Here is a 15,473-nt window from a genome sequence, read left to right as displayed (position 1 = left end):
TTATCGGTCTCCGTAGTCGATGCGCGGGTCGAGGACGACGTACGCGATGTCCTCGATGAGGTTCCCGATGATGGCGAGGAACACCGTGATGAGCGTCGTCGCCAGGATGAGCGCGGTGTCCTGCTCGACGAGCGCGGTGTAGGACATGTAGCCGAGCCCGGGAATCGCGAATATCTGTTCGATGATGACGGACCCCGACCAGAAGATGGCGATGAGGCTCCCGACGAAGCTCGTCGAGAGCGGGACCGCCGCCATCCGGAGGACGTGATAGATCATCAGGCGGAACTGGCTCGCGCCCTTCGCCTTCGCGACCTTCACGAACTCCTGATTCATCTGTTCGAGCGCCTGCGCCCGCGAGTACCGCATCTGCCACGCGAGCGACGCCGTCAACATCACGGTGATGGGGAGGACGAGCTGCATCGCGTTCGCGAGGGAGAACCACCCCTGCTCGACGGGGATTCCGCTCTGGTAGTAGACGGGGATGAAGTCGAATCGCGTCCCCAGTAACATAATCAACACCAGCGCGAACCAGAAGTTCGGGATGCTGATACCGAAGAACGCGACGAACGACCCGGCGTAGTCCGTCAGCGTGTAGGGCTTGTAGGCGGAGTAGAGCCCGATGCTGTACCCGATGAGCGTGGAGAGCACGATGACGGGTATCGCGTACTGCGCGGTGAACTTCCACGCGTCGGCGATCGCCGACGTGACGTACTGCCCTCTGGAGTCAGACCACCCCCAGTTGAGGGTCGCCATGTTCACCATGTAGTTCTCGTACCGCTCGGTGACGGGGATATCGAGGTCGTGTTGCTGTTTGAACTGTTCGCGGCACTGCTGGGGGTCGTCGCCGGCGGCGGCGCAGCCCATCACGGCCTTCGTCATGCCGGGGTTCGGCGTGACCGAGAGGAGGCCGAACGTGATGGTGAGCGCGATCCACACGGCGACGACCGTCCACAGAAGGCGTTTCGCGATATACCACTTCATGGAGTATGTAGCTAAGTCGGTAGTTGCGGGGGGTTACCGGCCGCTCTCGCCGTTCGAGAAGAACATGCGGGAAGAAGAGCGGTTCTGGAGGTTCGCGAAGTAGCTCTCCGGCGGGCTCTGCCCGATGCCGTGCACGTCGTTCCGGTAGGCGTAGTAGTTGTAGGGGTTGTACTCGAAGATGACGGGGCGTTCCTCGGAGATGAACGCGAGCATCTCCCGAATCGTGCTCGCAGCTGCTTCGCGGGTGTCGGCGGTCTGCGCTTCGTCACGCATCTCGGCGAGGTCCTTGCTCGGCGAGTAGCCGTAGGCGTTGAAGTTCTCCCGCTCGCCGAAGAGCGACGCGATGGTGCCGGCGGGCGTGAGCGGCCCGTAGTCGAACCCGAGCGTGAGCATGAAGTCCCAGGGCTGCGCGGAGACGGCCTCATCCCACGGGCCCTTGTTGTACGCGGACGGCTGGACGTTGTCGTCGCCGTAGCCGATTTCGCCGCTGAAGCCCTCGGCCTTCTGCGACGTCTGGAAGTAGTTCCCGAGGAGGTTCGTCCACGACGTCGTCTCCTGTTTCAGCTCGATGCCGACCTGATCCAGCCGCTGTTTGAGGTAGGCGGCGCGGAGGTCGTCCGTCTCGCCCGACTGGTAGACGACCGTGAGTTCGACCTGCTCGCCCTCCGGACCGAGGAGTTTGCCGCCGTCGTAGCCGTAGTCGCTCGACGTCCCCTCCTTCAGGAGCTGCTTCGCCTTCTCGAGGGAGTCGTCGAAGGTCACCGCGTCCTCCTCTGGGTAGTACGGCCCCCACGTCGGGTAGAGCGTGTTCTGCACGCCCGCGCGGCCGTCGAGGATGTTCTCGACGACGTACTGGTTGTTGTAGATGTGCGCCATCGCGTGGCGGACCTTCTTGTTCCGGAGCTGCGTCCAGCCGTTCGCGCGGTGGTTGATGCCGAGGTAGCCCGACCACGAGCGGTACGGGTTCTTGTAGAGTTTGAGGTCGTCTTTTTGCTTGTACGTCCCGACCTGCGTCGACGGAATGTACGCGGTGTCGATCTCGCCGGCCTGGAGCGCCTGCCGCGCCGTCTGGGACTTATCGAAGTACTGGATGTGGTACTCGTCGAAGTACGGGGCCTCCGCGAGAACCTCGGGGACGCGGTCGTCCTCTTTCGCCCACTTCCGGAGGTAGTACTCGTCGGCGCGCTCGAACGCCATGACGGACTGCTGGGACCAGCGCTTGAGGTCCCACGGGCCGAGGTTCCCGTTGAACGTCGCCTTCATGACGGACTCGTCCTGCGCGAGCCCCTCGGCGTCCTGGCTGTCGACGTAGGGCTTCGCGAGGCCCTTCGGAATCGGGAACATGTCGGAGAGCGGCTCGTTGTACGGGAAGAACGGCCGCGAGTCCGGGATGGTCTCGCGAATCGTGTACTTATCGACCTTCTCGAACTGAATCGGGTCGTCGTTCTTCCCGACGTAGAATTCCTTCGCGTACGTGAAGCTCGCCCAGTCCGCCTTCCAGAGGTTGTCGATACACCAGAGGTAGTCGTCGGCGGTCAGTTCGCCGTAGCCCTCGCCGAACTTGAGGTTGTCGCGGAGGGTGATCTCTACCTCGTTGATCGGCTGTTTGACCTCGATCTGGTCGAACCAGAGCGGGAGGAAGTCGTCGTACTCCGGGCCCTCGTTCGTGTAGCCGGTGTCCATCACGAGGAGCGCGCGGTCGGACGTTTCCCCGTCCCCGATGCGGAAGACGTTCACGCCGTTCGTCGTGTTCGTCGACGCCGAGATGAACGTCCCGCCGTGCGTCCGCTCCGCCTGTTGCGTCGGCTGCGTCGTCCCGCCCGTTCCCTGCGTCGTCGTGCCGCTCCCGCCGCCGGAACACCCGGCGAGGCTGGCGGCGACGCCCGTCGCCCCGAGATACTTCAGGAGCCGACGACGGCTGGTCGAACTCTGGGAGTCCGCGAAACGATTGAGGAGCGAGAGCCGGTCTCGTCTGTCGTCATCTACCATGGTAAATCCAACCAAAACATACGATATATTTCCTTCGGTCCAGTCATGTTATGCGACTTATGTACCTCGCGAGTACCGCCGTCTTAGACGCCCGAGCCGGACGATAAGTGAACGCCCATCCACTCACAAGCCGTTTATTGAGACGAACAGTCACGTTCGCCCGTCCCGAACTGTTTCGGACCGTAACACGTTCGAACGCCCTTCTTCCGTCGGATGCGAACAGCTATCCGTCCCGGCCGATAGCTATCGCACCACGATGACGGAGCGACGCGACGTCCGCGCGACCTACGAGGAAATCGCGAGTCACTTCTCCGAGACCCGCGAGTACGCGTGGCCGGAAGTCGAGGCCTTCCTCGACGGCCGCCGCGGCCGCCGCGGCCTCGACGTCGGCTGCGGGAACGGCCGCCACACCGAACGCCTCGCCGACTGCGTCACCCACGCCGTCGGCCTCGACGCCAGCCGCGGCCTCCTCGACGAAGCCCGCGCCCGCCTCGCCGCCGCCGACCTCGCCGACCGCACCAGCCTCCTTCACGGCGACGCCGCCGCCCTCCCCCTCCGCGACGACGCCGCCGACCTCGCCGTCTACGTCGCCACCCTCCACCACCTCCCCACTCGCACCGCGCGCCTCGCCAGCCTCGACGAACTCGCCCGCGTCCTCACCCCCGACGCCACCGCCCTCGTCAGCGTCTGGAGCACCGCCCACGACACCTTCGACGAAACCGAGAGCTTCGACACCACCGTCGACTGGACCCTCCCCGGCGGCGACACCGTCCCGAGATACTACCACATCTACAGCCCCGACGACTTCCGCACCGACCTCGCCGACAGCGACCTCCACCTCAGCGACCTCGAACTCTCCAGCGGCAACTGCTACGCCACCGTCACACCCGAATAAGCCGCGCTAGCTGGCCCTTAGTCCGCAGAACGTACACGGTCCGAGATTTGAACCACGGTCCAGCATTGGAACGACGGTCCGGGATTTGAACCACAGTCGTTCCGCTTCGCTGCGCACGTCCTCCCGAGTTCAGAATCCCTCTGGTGGTTTTCACGCTCGCTGCGCCCGCGTCGAAAATACGCGGTCCGGGATTTGAACCACAGTCGTTCCGCTTCGCTCCACTCCCTGCTTCAAATCCCGGACGGTTCCCTCGCTCACTTCGTTCGCTCAGTGCACGGTCCGGGATTTGAACCCGGGTCATCAGCTTGGAAGGCTGAGGTCATAGCCGCTAGACCAACCGCGCGCACCTCATCGTATTCATCGTGTGGGATAAATGGGTTTCCCTTCCCCGCGGTCGGTTCGGGCGGCGACGGTCAGCGTTCGGGGCGGGGCTCGGGGTCGGCGGCGGTGGTCGGGAGGGTGAGCGTGACGGTGGTGCCGCCGTCCGGGGGCGTGCGGAAGCCGATGGTGCCGCCGAGAGCGTCGACGGCCCAGCGGACGAACCAGAGGCCGAGGCCGCTGCCGTGTTCGAGGTCGGTTTCGTTCCCGCGCGTGATGGGCACGAGCTCGTGGTCGGGGATGCCGGGGCCGTCGTCGCGCACTTCGATGGTTGCGGTGTCGGCGTCGCGAGCGACGACGGCGATTGTGAGCGCGACGTCGGGGCCGCCGTGTTCGAGGGCGTTGCGGGCGAGCGACGCGAAGAGGCCGTCGACGAGTTCGGGCGACCCGTAGAGCGCGAGGTCGCCGGGGACGTCGAGGGTGACGCCGCCGTGTTCTGCGTCGTCGGTGACGCGGTCGACGGCGTAGGCGATGGCGTCGCGGGCGTCGACGGCGGTCGCGTCGCCGGCGGTGGCGAGCGCCCTCTCGATGCGGCGGGAGGTCTCGCCGAGGTCGATGACGCTCTCGACTTTCCCGTCGGCCATCTCGACGAGGCGGCGGACGTCGTCGTCCTCGGCGCGTTCGGCGGCGAGGTCGAGGTTGCCGGCGGCGACGTTCAGGTCGTTCCGGAGGTTGTGGCGGAGCACGCGGTTGAGGACTTCGAGGCGCTGTTTCAGGCGGCGTTCTCCCGTGACGTCGTAGAGGAGGAGGGTGTAGCCGACGTGCGCGCCATCGGGGTCGTTGAGCGGGTTCGTCGTGACGTCGAAGACGCGGCGGCCGTCGTCGGTGTCGACGGTGAGCGTGCCGCCGTCGCCGTCGAAGGAGACGGCGGCCGGGAGGAACGCGTCGAGCGGACGGGCGAGCGCGTCCCGGGTCTCGACGCCGAGGACGCGTTCGGCTTCGGGGTTCATCGTCACGACGCGCTCTTCGGTGTCGACGATGACGACGGCGCTCCCGAGGTCGTCGACGGCGGCGCGCTCGCCGACGCGACGGGTGGCGGGCGTGAGGTCGAACATGCCCTGTGAGAAGAGCGCGTACATGTCGAGGCCGAGGTGGAGGGGGAAGACGAGCGGGGTGAGGTTGAGCGCGGGGGCGGGGCCGAGGCCGAAGAGGTAGAGGATGTAGGCGACCCCGGGCGGGACGGGTGAGAGCGCGAGCGCGACGGCTTGCTTCCGGTAGAGCGGCCCGTACGCAAGCACGGTCTCCAGCAGGAGGAACGCCGCGAGGGCGACAGTGAGCGCGACGCTCGTGACGTTCACGAAGAGCCAGGGCTGGCGAGTGTACTGGACGGTGGCCGCGCCGAAGACGGGGTCGAGGTGGTAGTTCGTCCAGACGAGATGGTGGTAGTCGTTCGTGATGACGGCGACGCTGTTGAACGTCGCCCAGAGGATGAGCGCGCCCATCCACCAGGAGTCCACGCGGTTCCCGCGGCCCGTGTAGGTGAGCGCGAACGCGAGGAAGGCGACGCCGACGAAGTTAACCGACAGCCAGATCGGGACTTCGAGCGCCAGGCGGAGCATCGGGTCGAACACCGTCAGCGCCGCGCCGTAGGACAGCGACCAGACCGCGACGAAGCCGATCGTCACCAGGAACGCTCGCCCGCCCGGCACGTCGCGCCGCGGCCAGAGGAAGTAGAGGAAGGACAGCGAGATAGCGCCGGCCACGAGGGAGGCGACGGCCGGCCAGGAGAGCGCAAACACGACCGCACCCACTCGCCGAATCGTAATAAGTACGGGCGGCGGGACCGACGCGGCGTCCCCGATCGGCGACCGTGGCGGGCGTCGCCTCAGAACCGGCGGGTTCGGTGGAGTGCGTCGTCAGTCGTCGGCGGTGACTGCGGTGCGCGTCGGCTCGGAGAGTGCGCGGGTGACGAGGAAGAGGCCGGCGGAGACGGCGAGGAAGCCGGCGGCGGCGACGAACCCCATCGCGCGGCCGAGCGCGTCCATGACTGCGCCGATGGCGACGGGGCCGGCGACCTGTCCGACCTTCCACGAGATAGAGCGGAGGCTCATGGAGGAGGCGACGGAGTCGAAGCGCTCGCCTTCCTCGACGAAGAGGCTCATGCTGGCGGGGAGGCGGATGCTGTCGGCGACGCCGAGGACGCCGTAGGCGACGAAGAGCGTGGCGACCGCGCCGGAGACGGCGAGTTCGCGGCCGAGCGCGGTGACGGAGAGCGTCGGCGCGACGTCGTGGACGACGCCGGCGAGCGGGATGGCGGCCGTGCCGAGCGCGTAGAGGAGCGCGCCCGCGAGCACGAACCGATGGGTCTGTCCCACGCGGTCGGTCCACGTCCCCATCTTCCCCTGGAGGAGCGCCTTCGTGAGTTTCCCGCCGGCGAGGATGCCGCCGATGGCGACCGCGGAGACGCCGAAGTCCTTCCGGGCGTAGACGGGGAGGAAGATGATGACCGCCATCTTCCCGACGGAGAAGGCGAAGCGGAAGACGACGAGCGAGCGGACCATCGGGCGGTCGAGGAGGTTCAGGAAGGTGTCGATGGACGTGGCTTCCTCGGGGTCCGTCCGCCCGCCGGGGTTGTCGCGGAGGAAGAAGAACACGCCGACGGTCGCGAGGATGGTGATGGCGGTCAGGACGATGTAGGTGAGGGAGAAGTCGTAGGTGTGGAGGAGGTAGCCGCCGACGAGGTCGCCGGCGAAGCTGGAGAACGCCGCGACCTGATTGTACGTCCCGAGCCAGAGGCCGCGGTCGGCCTCCGGGGAGATCTCGCCGACGACGGTCGAGCCGGTTATCCAGAGGATGCTCGCGCCGAACCCCTGGACGACGCGCATCAGGATGACGTGCGCGGCCGACTCGACGAACATGAAGCCGACGAAGACGAAGACGTTGACGAGCAGGCCGCCGAGCAGGAAGTGCTTCGCGTTCTTCGTGTCGACGAGGCGGCCGAGCGGCAGGACGATGACGAGCTGGACGACGGCGAACGCGGTGCCGAAGAGGCCGGCGACCGTGTCGCTCGTGTTGAAGAGGTCGGCGTAGAGCGCGAGCGCGATGAGGATGGTCGAGTACGCTTGCGCTCGCGCGAACGCCGTCCCGGAGAGCGCGAGGAACTCGCGGTTCCGGAAGAGGGAGAGCGGGTCGCCGTGGGCGGTACTGGACACTACGCCCACCTAGTCGCATAGTGAGTATAAGTCGTCTGGCGGGCGGTGGAATTGCCGGTTGTGGACGCGTCTCAGGCGCGCTGCCAGTCGTCCGCGTCGTCGAGCGCGTCCTCGACGCCGTCGTCGACTTCGTAGAACCGCCGGTGGCCGACGGGCGAGCGGAGCGCGAGAATCCGCGTGTGTTCGGTCGCGGGGTAGAGCCTGATGCCGCCCGGCGACGCCGCGTGGTCGAACGCCGCGACCGGCGTCTCCGCCGCAGTCAGTCGGTCGCCGAGCGCGAAGGAGAGCGCGCGCCCGTCCACGGGGAGCGCGTCGGCGGACGGACGCCCCGCTCCCTCGGTCGTCCCACGAGTTGCCATGCCACACATAGCGAGAGTGACCAATAAAACCGTGACGGTTCGGGGCTCAGGCGAGCCACTCCGCGGGCTTCGTGTCGTAGTCGACGTCGTCGGCGGCGAGGTCGGCGACGACCTCCCACGCGACTTCCTCGCGCGTCGCCTCCTCGCCGTCGTATCGGATTCGGAGCCCGACTTCGTCCGCTTCGGGCTCGCCGCCGGTCTTCTGCGCGAGCGTCACCTGGCGGTCGTCGTAGACGGGCGCGATGGTGTCCAGCACCACCGGCCGCCCCCAGAGGTCGAACAGCCGCTCGACGACCCGTTCCGCTCGGTCGAGGTTCATCGGCACGCCGTTGTACTCGTGGCCGAGGCGGAGCTCGCCCGCGTTCTCGAAGTTCGCGTCGTAGATTTTTATCGTGGGTTTCCCGAAGTTCGCCAGCCGGAGGAGCAGTTTCTTCTTCACGTCGTCGGCGTCGACGCTGGAGACGTGGTACTGGCCGGTGGCGTGGCTCTGCTCGTACGCGAAGTAGTCGTTCGCGTCCACGAACTCCTGGGTGAGGAAGGCGTCGACGAACGTCACGTCGTTGTGGCTCGCGCGCACCTCGAACAGCCGGTCCCAGCCCGCCGTCCGGTCCACGGCCGCGAGCGCGTCCCGCACCGAGGCGTACCGGTCCGTCTCGAAGAGGTAACGGTGGACCTCCTCGAGGTCTGCGCGCGTCACGCGCCGGAGGACGCCCGCGTACTGCGGCTTCGCCAGCGAGTAGTGCCGCACCGCCAGCCCCTCGCTCGTGAGGACGCGCCACGGGTAGTCCGCCGGGTCGAACTCGCCGGCCGCCGCCGCCTCGACGCCCTCGGCGTCCACCCACGCCGCGGGGAGGTCGTCGAGGAGGTGGAGACGCTCTCGGGAGAGCTCGTCCAGCGCCGCGGGCGGCGCGAGCGCCGCGAGGACGGCATCTATGTCTACGCGCTCGTGGAACGTCGCCGGCGTCACGCCCTCCACGCGCAGGAGGTGTTCGAGGACCTCCCGCCTGTTCGTCGTGTTCTCCACGTGCTCCCAGAGCTGTTTTCCGACCTTGTAGGGGTTGAACCCCGGGCTGCCCAATACTTTCGCCTGGTGGTCGGCGTAGTCGAGGAACTCGTCGTCGCCCGCGAACGCCTCCTCGCCCATCATCAGGGACTCCCAGAGCGCCGCCCACCCCTCGTTCATCACCTTCGTGAGCTTCTGCGGCGCGAAGTAGTAGGCCTCCTCGCGGACCACGTCGAGGACGTCGCGCTGCCAGTCCTCGTAGTCGACGGCGCGCCCGGCGTCGCCGTCGTACGCCTGCCCGAACCGGCGGAGGAACCCGAGGAGGTCCTGTTCCGGTTCGGCGGGCACCGCCACGCGCTCGGCGTCGTCGTCGAGGCCGGCGAGCCACTCGTCGTCGAACACCTCGTCGACGACGTCCGAGTCGAGGCCGAGGTCGCCGAGTCGCTCCTTCAGGTCGTCGTCCGTCTCGACCGTCTCGCTCCCCGGCGGGTCGGTGCCGCGGTGCGGCGTGATGCAGTCCGCGATAGTGAGCGCGCTGTCGAGGAAGGACTCCAGCTCGGAGCGCTCCACGTCGGGGTCGTCGAGGTGACGCTGGATGCGTTGGGCGTGCCGTTCGAGGGTCGCGGCGGCGTTCGGCTGCTCGCCGTCCTCGCGGAACCACCGGTTGTTCGCGAAGAAGTCCGCGTGCGCCTCGACGTGCGTGATGACGGCCTTCTGGTCCGCCATCGAGTTCGACGCCTGCAGGAAGGCGTGCGCGGGGTCGTCGTTGTTGACGATCTCGAACGCCTTCCCGCCGAGGAAGCGGTTCTGCTTCGCCTGGCGGTCGTACTTCATCCCCCACCGCCAGTGCGGGTAGCGCGTCTGGAAGCCGTCGTAGGCGATGAGCTCGTTCATCTCGTCGTTGTCGACGACCCAGTAGTTCACGTCGCAGGGCCGCAGCCCGAGTTTCTCCGCGAGCTCGCGGGCGTCCCGCGCCGGCGTTTCGAGCGTCCGTGCGATCTCCGTCTTCTCTCTCGTCATTGTTCCGTGCTGAGGATGGTCTCGATGGCGTCCACGACGTCGTCGGCGCTCCCGACTCGGGTCACGGCGACGTTGTCGCGGTCGCCGAGCGCGTCCTCGACGCGCTCGCCGTGCCGGCCGCCCATCGAGCCCGGCGTCGTCTCCACGTACGCGTGGAGGTTCGCGTCGATGGCCTCCATCAGGGGGACGACGCGGTCTTCGCTGTCGTTGTGGCTGTTCTCGCCGTCGCCGGCGGCGAAGACGTAGCGGTTCCACTCGCTCCACGGGTAGTGCTCGTCGAGCACCGCCGCGGCGAGCTCGTACGCCGAGGAGATGCGCGTCCCCCCGCCGGATTTGATGCCGAAGAACGCCTCGCGCTCCACCGACCAGGCCTCGACGTCGTGTGCGATATAGACGAACTCCGCCGTGTCGTACTTGCCTGTCAGGTACCAGTCGAGCGGCGTGAACACGCGCTCGATGAGGTCGCGTTTCTCCTCGCCCATCGACCCGGAGACGTCCCGGATGTTCACGACGACGACGGATTTCTCCGTCACCTCCTCCACCGCGGGGTAGCGGTAGCGCTCGTCGTCGCGCCGGAGCGGCACGGGGCCGAGGCCGTCCCGGCGGATGCGCGCGTTCACCGGCGTCGGCGCTTCTACCGCTTCGTAGGCCTCGATGGACGGGTACTCGTCGCGCTCGCTCTCGGGGAGGGCGTCGAGTCGCGTCTCGTACCACGCTCGGGAGACGGGGAGGTGGTTCGCGCGCGCCCACCGGAACGCCTCGTCGACGCCGACGCCCGACACGCGGAGCACGCCCGCCGCGTACGCCTCGTCGAAGTCCACCGCGAGCTTCCGCTTCAACCCCTGCTTGAAGAGGGAGTCGACGTCGAGCGTCGACCGCGGCCCCGTCCGGGCGACGTCGGTGAAATCGCCCTCGACTTCCTCGACCACCGTCTTCCCCTTCGGTTCGAGGTCGAGGCCGAGCTCGTCGTCGAGGGCTTCTGCGAACTCTTCAGGATTCATCTCGTAGTAGCCGTGGTCGCCCTCGCCGTCGCCCGCCTCGTCGCCCTCGCCGTCACCGTCGCCCGGCTGCGGCTGGCCGACCGGCTGGCCGACGTCCGGCTGTCCGCCCTCGCCCTGTCCGACGCCGCCCATCGCGGGTTTCTGATAGCTGAACTCGGGGAGGTCGATCCGCTTGATGGGAATCTGGATGTCCGTGCCGTTCCCGAGCTCGCCGTGCGTGATGAACGCGCGGAGGTCTTCGCGGCGCTCCTCGCCGACCTCCCGGTACCGTTCGAGGTCGTCTCTCAGTCCCATGACTCCTCCACTTCGGCCATCACGGCGCGACTCGTCAGTTCGGCGGACGCCGGCGTGTAGCCGGCGTCGGCGACGAGGCGCTCGACGGTCGCGGCCTTCACGCGTGCGGTCTCCGTTCCTTCGGGCGGCTCCGCCCACTGCGCGGGGTCGAGGTCCGGGAACGCCCGCGCGACGTCCTCGGCGTCCGTCGCTTCGAGCACCGACCGGATGACGGGGATGTCCGTCAGGTCGACGTCGCCGACCGCGAACCCCGTCGTCCGGCTCTCCCACGCGTGCCGGTTCAGCGCGGGGAGAATCGTGCCTTCGCGGAACTCGCTCACGGCGGACCGCGGCTCCACGCCCCGGTAGTCGCTCTCGTCGAACCGCCCGAGGTGCTCGGTCTCGAAGACCTTCAGGCGGAGCGCGTCGGGTTCGACGCGCTCGCCGTGCGCGTCCTCGACGTCACCGCCGGTCGCCCACGCGTAGACGTGCTCGACGTAGTCCGCGACCGTCTCCGCGTCCACCGTCACGTCCGCGGTCGCGGCGGCGAACACGTCGCGCGTCTGCCGGTCGAGCACGCGCTCGCGCACGCCGTCGACGCGCTCTCTGAACGTCTCGCGCTCCGCGCGCGACAGCACCGGCGCGTCGTCCATCCGCGCGGCGAGCGCGTCCAGCACGTCGGCGGGCATCACCACTGACTCCACGGCGAGGTCGGGGTGGCGACGCTCTGAGCGCTCCGCGAGGAGGTCCGCGACGACGTCCCGCGTGTACGTCACGGGCACGCCCGTCCGCCCCTCGGTCTCGTCGTCGAAGTCGAAGTCCTCTCGCGTCCGCACGTCGTCGCCCTCGCCGAGCTCGCCGGCGTCGTAGAGCAACGCTTTCTCCACGAGCGAGAGTTCCCCCGTCTCGTCGAGGCGGGTGACGACGTCGAAGAGCGCGGCGGCTTCGACGGCGTGCGGCGCGAGTTCGCGCTCCCCGCCGTCGCGGCCGCCCGGCAGGACGAGCGGGGCGCGCACGCGCTCGTCGATGGCGTCCGCGTCCGTGTCCGTCCAGAGCTCCGTCGCGCCCGCGAGCTCCCGCCGGAGGAGCTGCGCCTCCAGGCTCACGTTCGTGAGGTAGGTGAACTCGCGTTTGTCGAGGCGGCGTTTCAGCGCCTTCAGCGGGTCGTGGCTCTGCCGGTCGGCGTGCTGGTTCAGCGTCGCTTCGAGGTCGAGGTTCGAGATGACGACCAGCTGGGTGTCGAGGTCCATCCCGACGCCCTTGTCGAGTTTCACGCGTTTCTCGTCGGGGACGTTGAGCAGCTTCTGCAGGAGGTCCGCGTGCTGCGTCGCGTCCTCGACGACCGTGACGCCGCCGTTCCCCTGGCTGAGCACGCCGTCGTAGCTGAACGCCTGCGGGTTCTTCCGCCCCCTGCTGTCGAGGCTCGCGAGGAGCTCGGGCATCCACGATCCGACGAGGCGTTCTTTCGGCGTGCCCGCGTCCTCCGCGTGCAGCACGCCGACGCCACGGCCGACGTCCACGACGTAGTTCTTCACGCGCACGTGGCCGGGGTCCGAGACGGCCGTGAAGAGGTCGTCGCGGCCCGCCCGCCGGTAGCGCTCTTCGAGGACGTCGTACGCCTCCCGGCAGAACGGGTCGATGTCCGCGAGCGCCGGCGTCAACACGCCCGCGTCCGCGAGTATCTCCGCGCGCGTCCCCGGCGGGAAGACCGAGAGCGGGTGGCTCTGCACCGGCGAGGCGTACCAGTCGTCCTCGCGCTCGACCGGGATGCCGTCGCCGTACGTGAAGTCCGCGCCGCCGCCGTCGCCCGACGCGACGTTCCACTCCACGGTGTACCGGCGACCCGCGGGCGTCTGCGAGTACGCCCGCAGCCCCGCGACCAGACACCGCTTGAACTCCGACTTTCCGGTTGCCGTCGGCCCGGCGAACCAGAGAATCTTCTCCGCTTTCGCCCGCCCCGACGCGATAGCGCGCAGGTCCTCGACGAACCCGTTCAGCTCGCGGGAGTTCCCGAGGACGGCGTGCTCGCCGTCGTTCGCGGGGTCGTCGAAGAACCGGTAGCGTTCGAGTTCCTCGCCGTCCTCGATGACGGGTCGCGTCCCGAACGACTCCACCGCCGCGAGCACGTACTCCGTCGCGCCCGCCGCCCGCTCCGGATGCTCGGCGAGCGAGTCGACGAACTCTCGCAGCGAGAGCGGGTCGTCGTACGCGCCCGTCAGCGCCGCGTCCGCGCTCGCGATGTAATTACTCGTCATCGGTCAACTCCGCCTTCGCGACCTCCGCGCCGGCGAACTCCAACACCTCCAGCGCGCCGTCCGTCGAGTAGCCGCGGTCCGTGAGCGCGTCCACCCAGCCGGAGCGCTCCTCGCCGAGGTCGTTCGCCGACACCAGCGCGGAGAAGTTGATGTTGTGCTTCTTGTCCGCCCAGAGCTTGCGTTCGAGCGCGCGGCGCAGCCGGTCGTTGTCCTGCGGGTGGAACGTATCGCCCTCGCGGGCCCGGCGGCTCACCCAGTTCGACACCTCCTGACGGAAGTCGTCTTTCCGGTCCTCCGGGACGCTCAGTTGTTCTTCAACGGCGCGGAGGAACGTCTCGTCCGGCTCGCGCTCCTGACCCGTCACCTCGTCCGGGATGGTGCCGTCGTCGATGTACGCCATCACGTGGTCCATGTACTTCTCGCCCTGGTGCTGGATCTCCTCGACGTCGTAGGCGAGCGCGTGCCGGACGTCCTCGATGGCGCGCTCGCGGTACTCGTCGCGCACGAGTTCGAGGAAGCGGTGGTAGGTGTCGAGTTTCTCCTCGGCGATGGAGCCGTGGTGGTCGAGGTTCTCGTCGACGTGTCGGAAGACCGCGAGGGGACTGAGGTAGGATCTCTCGCGGTGCATCGATTCGACGATGGCGTCCGCGATTTCGTCGCCGACGAACCGCGGGCTGACGCCCTCTAAGCCCTCGCCGATGTCGGCGGCGGCCGCGCCCTCCTCGCGGAGCTTTCGGACGTCGACGTCCTCCTCGCCGATGTCGCCGTTGTACGCCTTCGCTTTCTGGACGACGTCGACGGCGTCGTTGTCGGGTTCGGTGATGCGCGTGAGGACGCCGAAGAGGCCGGCCATCGTGAGCGTGTGCGGCTCGACGTGGACGTCGGGGACGTCGGCGTTCCGCAGGAGCTTCGCGTAGACCTCGGCTTCCTGTTCGTATTCGAGGACGTACGGGAAGTCGATGCGCTTCGTCCGGTCGTTGAACGCCTCCATCGTCTCGTCCGCGCGCTTATCGCGGTACTCCGGCATGTTCGTCCGGCCGACGATGACCTGGTCGATGTCGATTCGCGGGTTGTTCTTCGGCTTGATCGTCTGCTCCTGCGTCGCGTGCAGGAAGTCGTAGAGGAACTCGCGCTGGAGCTTGAGGAGCTCTTCGCCGCTGAAGATGCCGCGGTTGGCGTTACAGAACGCGCCCGAGTAGTCGAACGCGCGCGGGTCGCTCTCGCCGTAGACGGCGATCTTCGAGTAGTCGACGTCTCCTGTGAGTTCCGTCTCGTCCTGGTTCTTCTTGTCCTTCGGCTCGAACGTCTCGATGCACTCGCGGTTGTTCTCGTCGGCGACGAGCCTGATGACTTCGACGTGCTCGTCGAGGACGGCCTTGAGGTCGTCGTCGTAGCGTTCGAGGAGCGCGTCCATGTAGAAGGCGCTCGCCGGGTCGAGCGACTGGTCGTTCCGAATCGTGTAGGGTGCGTCGAGGCGCTCGTTGAGGTCGTCGACGACGTCGTCGCGCTGTTCGACGGGGAGGAGGACGAGCGGGTCCTGATTCATCGGGGAGCGCACGACGTCGTCGGCGGGGTCTTGGTCGGGGATAACGTCGCAGAGGTTCGTCCAGCGGAAAGTGTACATCCGGCCGTCGTCGCGGTGGGTGTAGTCCTCGAAGTATCGGCGGACTTGGGCGTCGAAGGCGGATTTCCCGGAGCCGACGGGGCCCAAGAGGAGGAGAATGCGTTTCTCGGGGCCGAGGCCGCGCGAGCCGCTCTTGACCTTGTTGACGAACTCGTGGATGGCGGCGTGGACGTCGCGGCCGTAGAAGGTGTTCTCGCCGTCGCCGAGCGGGTCCTCTGAGGCGAGGTGGTACTCGACGAGTCCGCGGTCGTCGTCGTAGGCGGAGCCGTAGTAGTCGAACATGTCGGCGAGGCGCTGGTGGGCGTTGCGCGCCACGCGGGGGTCCGCGTACACGGTGTCGAGGTACCACGCCACGTCGTGGTGCTGGCGGAGGTCGGTGGGAGTCGATTCCCGGTAGCGCTCGGTGAGCGCGTCGAGGGTGGTCGTGTCGCCTGTCATGGTTTGAGGGGGCGTCGACGACGACCGGTGGGGGTCGCCGCAACCGAAGCCACTGTGTCGTGTTAACGAGACACTAAAATATAAGTATGTCCCTGAAACCGATAG

General features: G+C 67.8%; 10 protein-coding genes and 1 tRNA gene. 1 reads left to right on the top strand and 10 read right to left on the bottom strand.

Going from position 1 to position 15,473, the window contains the following annotated elements:
• Both IEY26_RS08365 and IEY26_RS08360 read right to left on the bottom strand, forming a co-directional pair.
• Positions 1-981 (bottom strand): ABC transporter permease, encoded by a 981-nt coding sequence (locus tag IEY26_RS08365; RefSeq protein ID WP_188977845.1) that lies wholly within the window; start codon positions 979-981, stop codon positions 1-3.
• A 33-nt stretch (positions 982-1,014) separates the two neighbouring features.
• Positions 1,015-2,970, bottom strand: coding sequence for an ABC transporter substrate-binding protein (locus IEY26_RS08360; RefSeq protein ID WP_188977843.1), 1,956 nt, complete (start codon positions 2,968-2,970; stop codon positions 1,015-1,017).
• A 256-nt stretch (positions 2,971-3,226) separates the two neighbouring features.
• Here IEY26_RS08360 and IEY26_RS08355 point away from each other — a divergent pair, with 256 nt between their 5' ends.
• The gene (locus IEY26_RS08355; RefSeq protein WP_188977841.1) at positions 3,227-3,865 is read left to right on the top strand and encodes a class I SAM-dependent methyltransferase; all 639 of its coding nucleotides are present in this window, start codon (positions 3,227-3,229) and stop codon (positions 3,863-3,865) included.
• A 271-nt stretch (positions 3,866-4,136) separates the two neighbouring features.
• Here IEY26_RS08355 and IEY26_RS08350 read toward each other — a convergent pair.
• The 8 genes from IEY26_RS08350 to IEY26_RS08315 all read right to left on the bottom strand — a co-directional run bounded on the left by IEY26_RS08350 (position 4,137) and on the right by IEY26_RS08315 (position 15,368).
• Positions 4,137-4,208 (bottom strand) — tRNA-Gly (locus IEY26_RS08350).
• Between the two features lie 70 nt (positions 4,209-4,278).
• Positions 4,279-5,982: a sensor histidine kinase gene (locus IEY26_RS08345; RefSeq protein WP_188977839.1), complete on the bottom strand. Its 1,704-nt coding sequence runs from the start codon at positions 5,980-5,982 to the stop codon at positions 4,279-4,281.
• 117 nt (positions 5,983-6,099) lie between these two features.
• Positions 6,100-7,395 (bottom strand): MFS transporter, encoded by a 1,296-nt coding sequence (locus IEY26_RS08340; RefSeq protein WP_188977837.1) that lies wholly within the window; start codon positions 7,393-7,395, stop codon positions 6,100-6,102.
• A 71-nt stretch (positions 7,396-7,466) separates the two neighbouring features.
• A complete protein-coding gene (locus tag IEY26_RS08335) occupies positions 7,467-7,754 on the bottom strand; it encodes a hypothetical protein (protein WP_188977835.1) in 288 nt (95 codons plus the stop codon).
• A 46-nt stretch (positions 7,755-7,800) separates the two neighbouring features.
• Positions 7,801-9,777, bottom strand: coding sequence for a SpoVR family protein (locus tag IEY26_RS08330; protein WP_188977833.1), 1,977 nt, complete (start codon positions 9,775-9,777; stop codon positions 7,801-7,803).
• Positions 9,774-11,072, bottom strand: coding sequence for a YeaH/YhbH family protein (locus tag IEY26_RS08325; RefSeq protein ID WP_188977831.1), 1,299 nt, complete (start codon positions 11,070-11,072; stop codon positions 9,774-9,776). The genes IEY26_RS08330 and IEY26_RS08325 overlap by 4 nt, the downstream gene beginning before the upstream one ends.
• The gene (locus IEY26_RS08320) at positions 11,063-13,306 is read right to left on the bottom strand and encodes a kinase anchor protein (protein ID WP_188977829.1); all 2,244 of its coding nucleotides are present in this window, start codon (positions 13,304-13,306) and stop codon (positions 11,063-11,065) included. The genes IEY26_RS08325 and IEY26_RS08320 overlap by 10 nt, the downstream gene beginning before the upstream one ends.
• Positions 13,296-15,368 carry a PrkA family serine protein kinase gene (locus IEY26_RS08315; RefSeq protein WP_188977827.1) on the bottom strand — a complete coding sequence of 691 codons (2,073 nt, stop codon included), beginning with the start codon at positions 15,366-15,368 and terminating at the stop codon, positions 13,296-13,298. Before IEY26_RS08315 ends, IEY26_RS08320 begins: the two co-directional genes overlap by 11 nt.
• Positions 15,369-15,473 lie beyond the last annotated feature (105 nt).

The organism is Halocalculus aciditolerans (assembly GCF_014647475.1).
Taxonomy (GTDB): domain Archaea; phylum Halobacteriota; class Halobacteria; order Halobacteriales; family Halobacteriaceae; genus Halocalculus; species Halocalculus aciditolerans.
Note: the sequence above shows the minus strand (reverse complement) of the source record. Positions and strands in the feature narration are given on the sequence as shown.

Coding starts and splice junctions, on each gene's coding strand:
- IEY26_RS08365 (WP_188977845.1), bottom strand. CDS start 981: ATGAAGTGGTATATCGCGAAACGCCTTCTGTGGACGGTCGTCGCCGTG.
- IEY26_RS08360 (WP_188977843.1), bottom strand. CDS start 2,970: ATGGTAGATGACGACAGACGAGACCGGCTCTCGCTCCTCAATCGTTTC.
- IEY26_RS08355 (WP_188977841.1), top strand. CDS start 3,227: ATGACGGAGCGACGCGACGTCCGCGCGACCTACGAGGAAATCGCGAGT.
- IEY26_RS08335 (WP_188977835.1), bottom strand. CDS start 7,754: ATGGCAACTCGTGGGACGACCGAGGGAGCGGGGCGTCCGTCCGCCGAC.
- IEY26_RS08330 (WP_188977833.1), bottom strand. CDS start 9,777: ATGACGAGAGAGAAGACGGAGATCGCACGGACGCTCGAAACGCCGGCG.
- IEY26_RS08325 (WP_188977831.1), bottom strand. CDS start 11,072: ATGGGACTGAGAGACGACCTCGAACGGTACCGGGAGGTCGGCGAGGAG.
- IEY26_RS08320 (WP_188977829.1), bottom strand. CDS start 13,306: ATGACGAGTAATTACATCGCGAGCGCGGACGCGGCGCTGACGGGCGCG.
- IEY26_RS08315 (WP_188977827.1), bottom strand. CDS start 15,368: ATGACAGGCGACACGACCACCCTCGACGCGCTCACCGAGCGCTACCGG.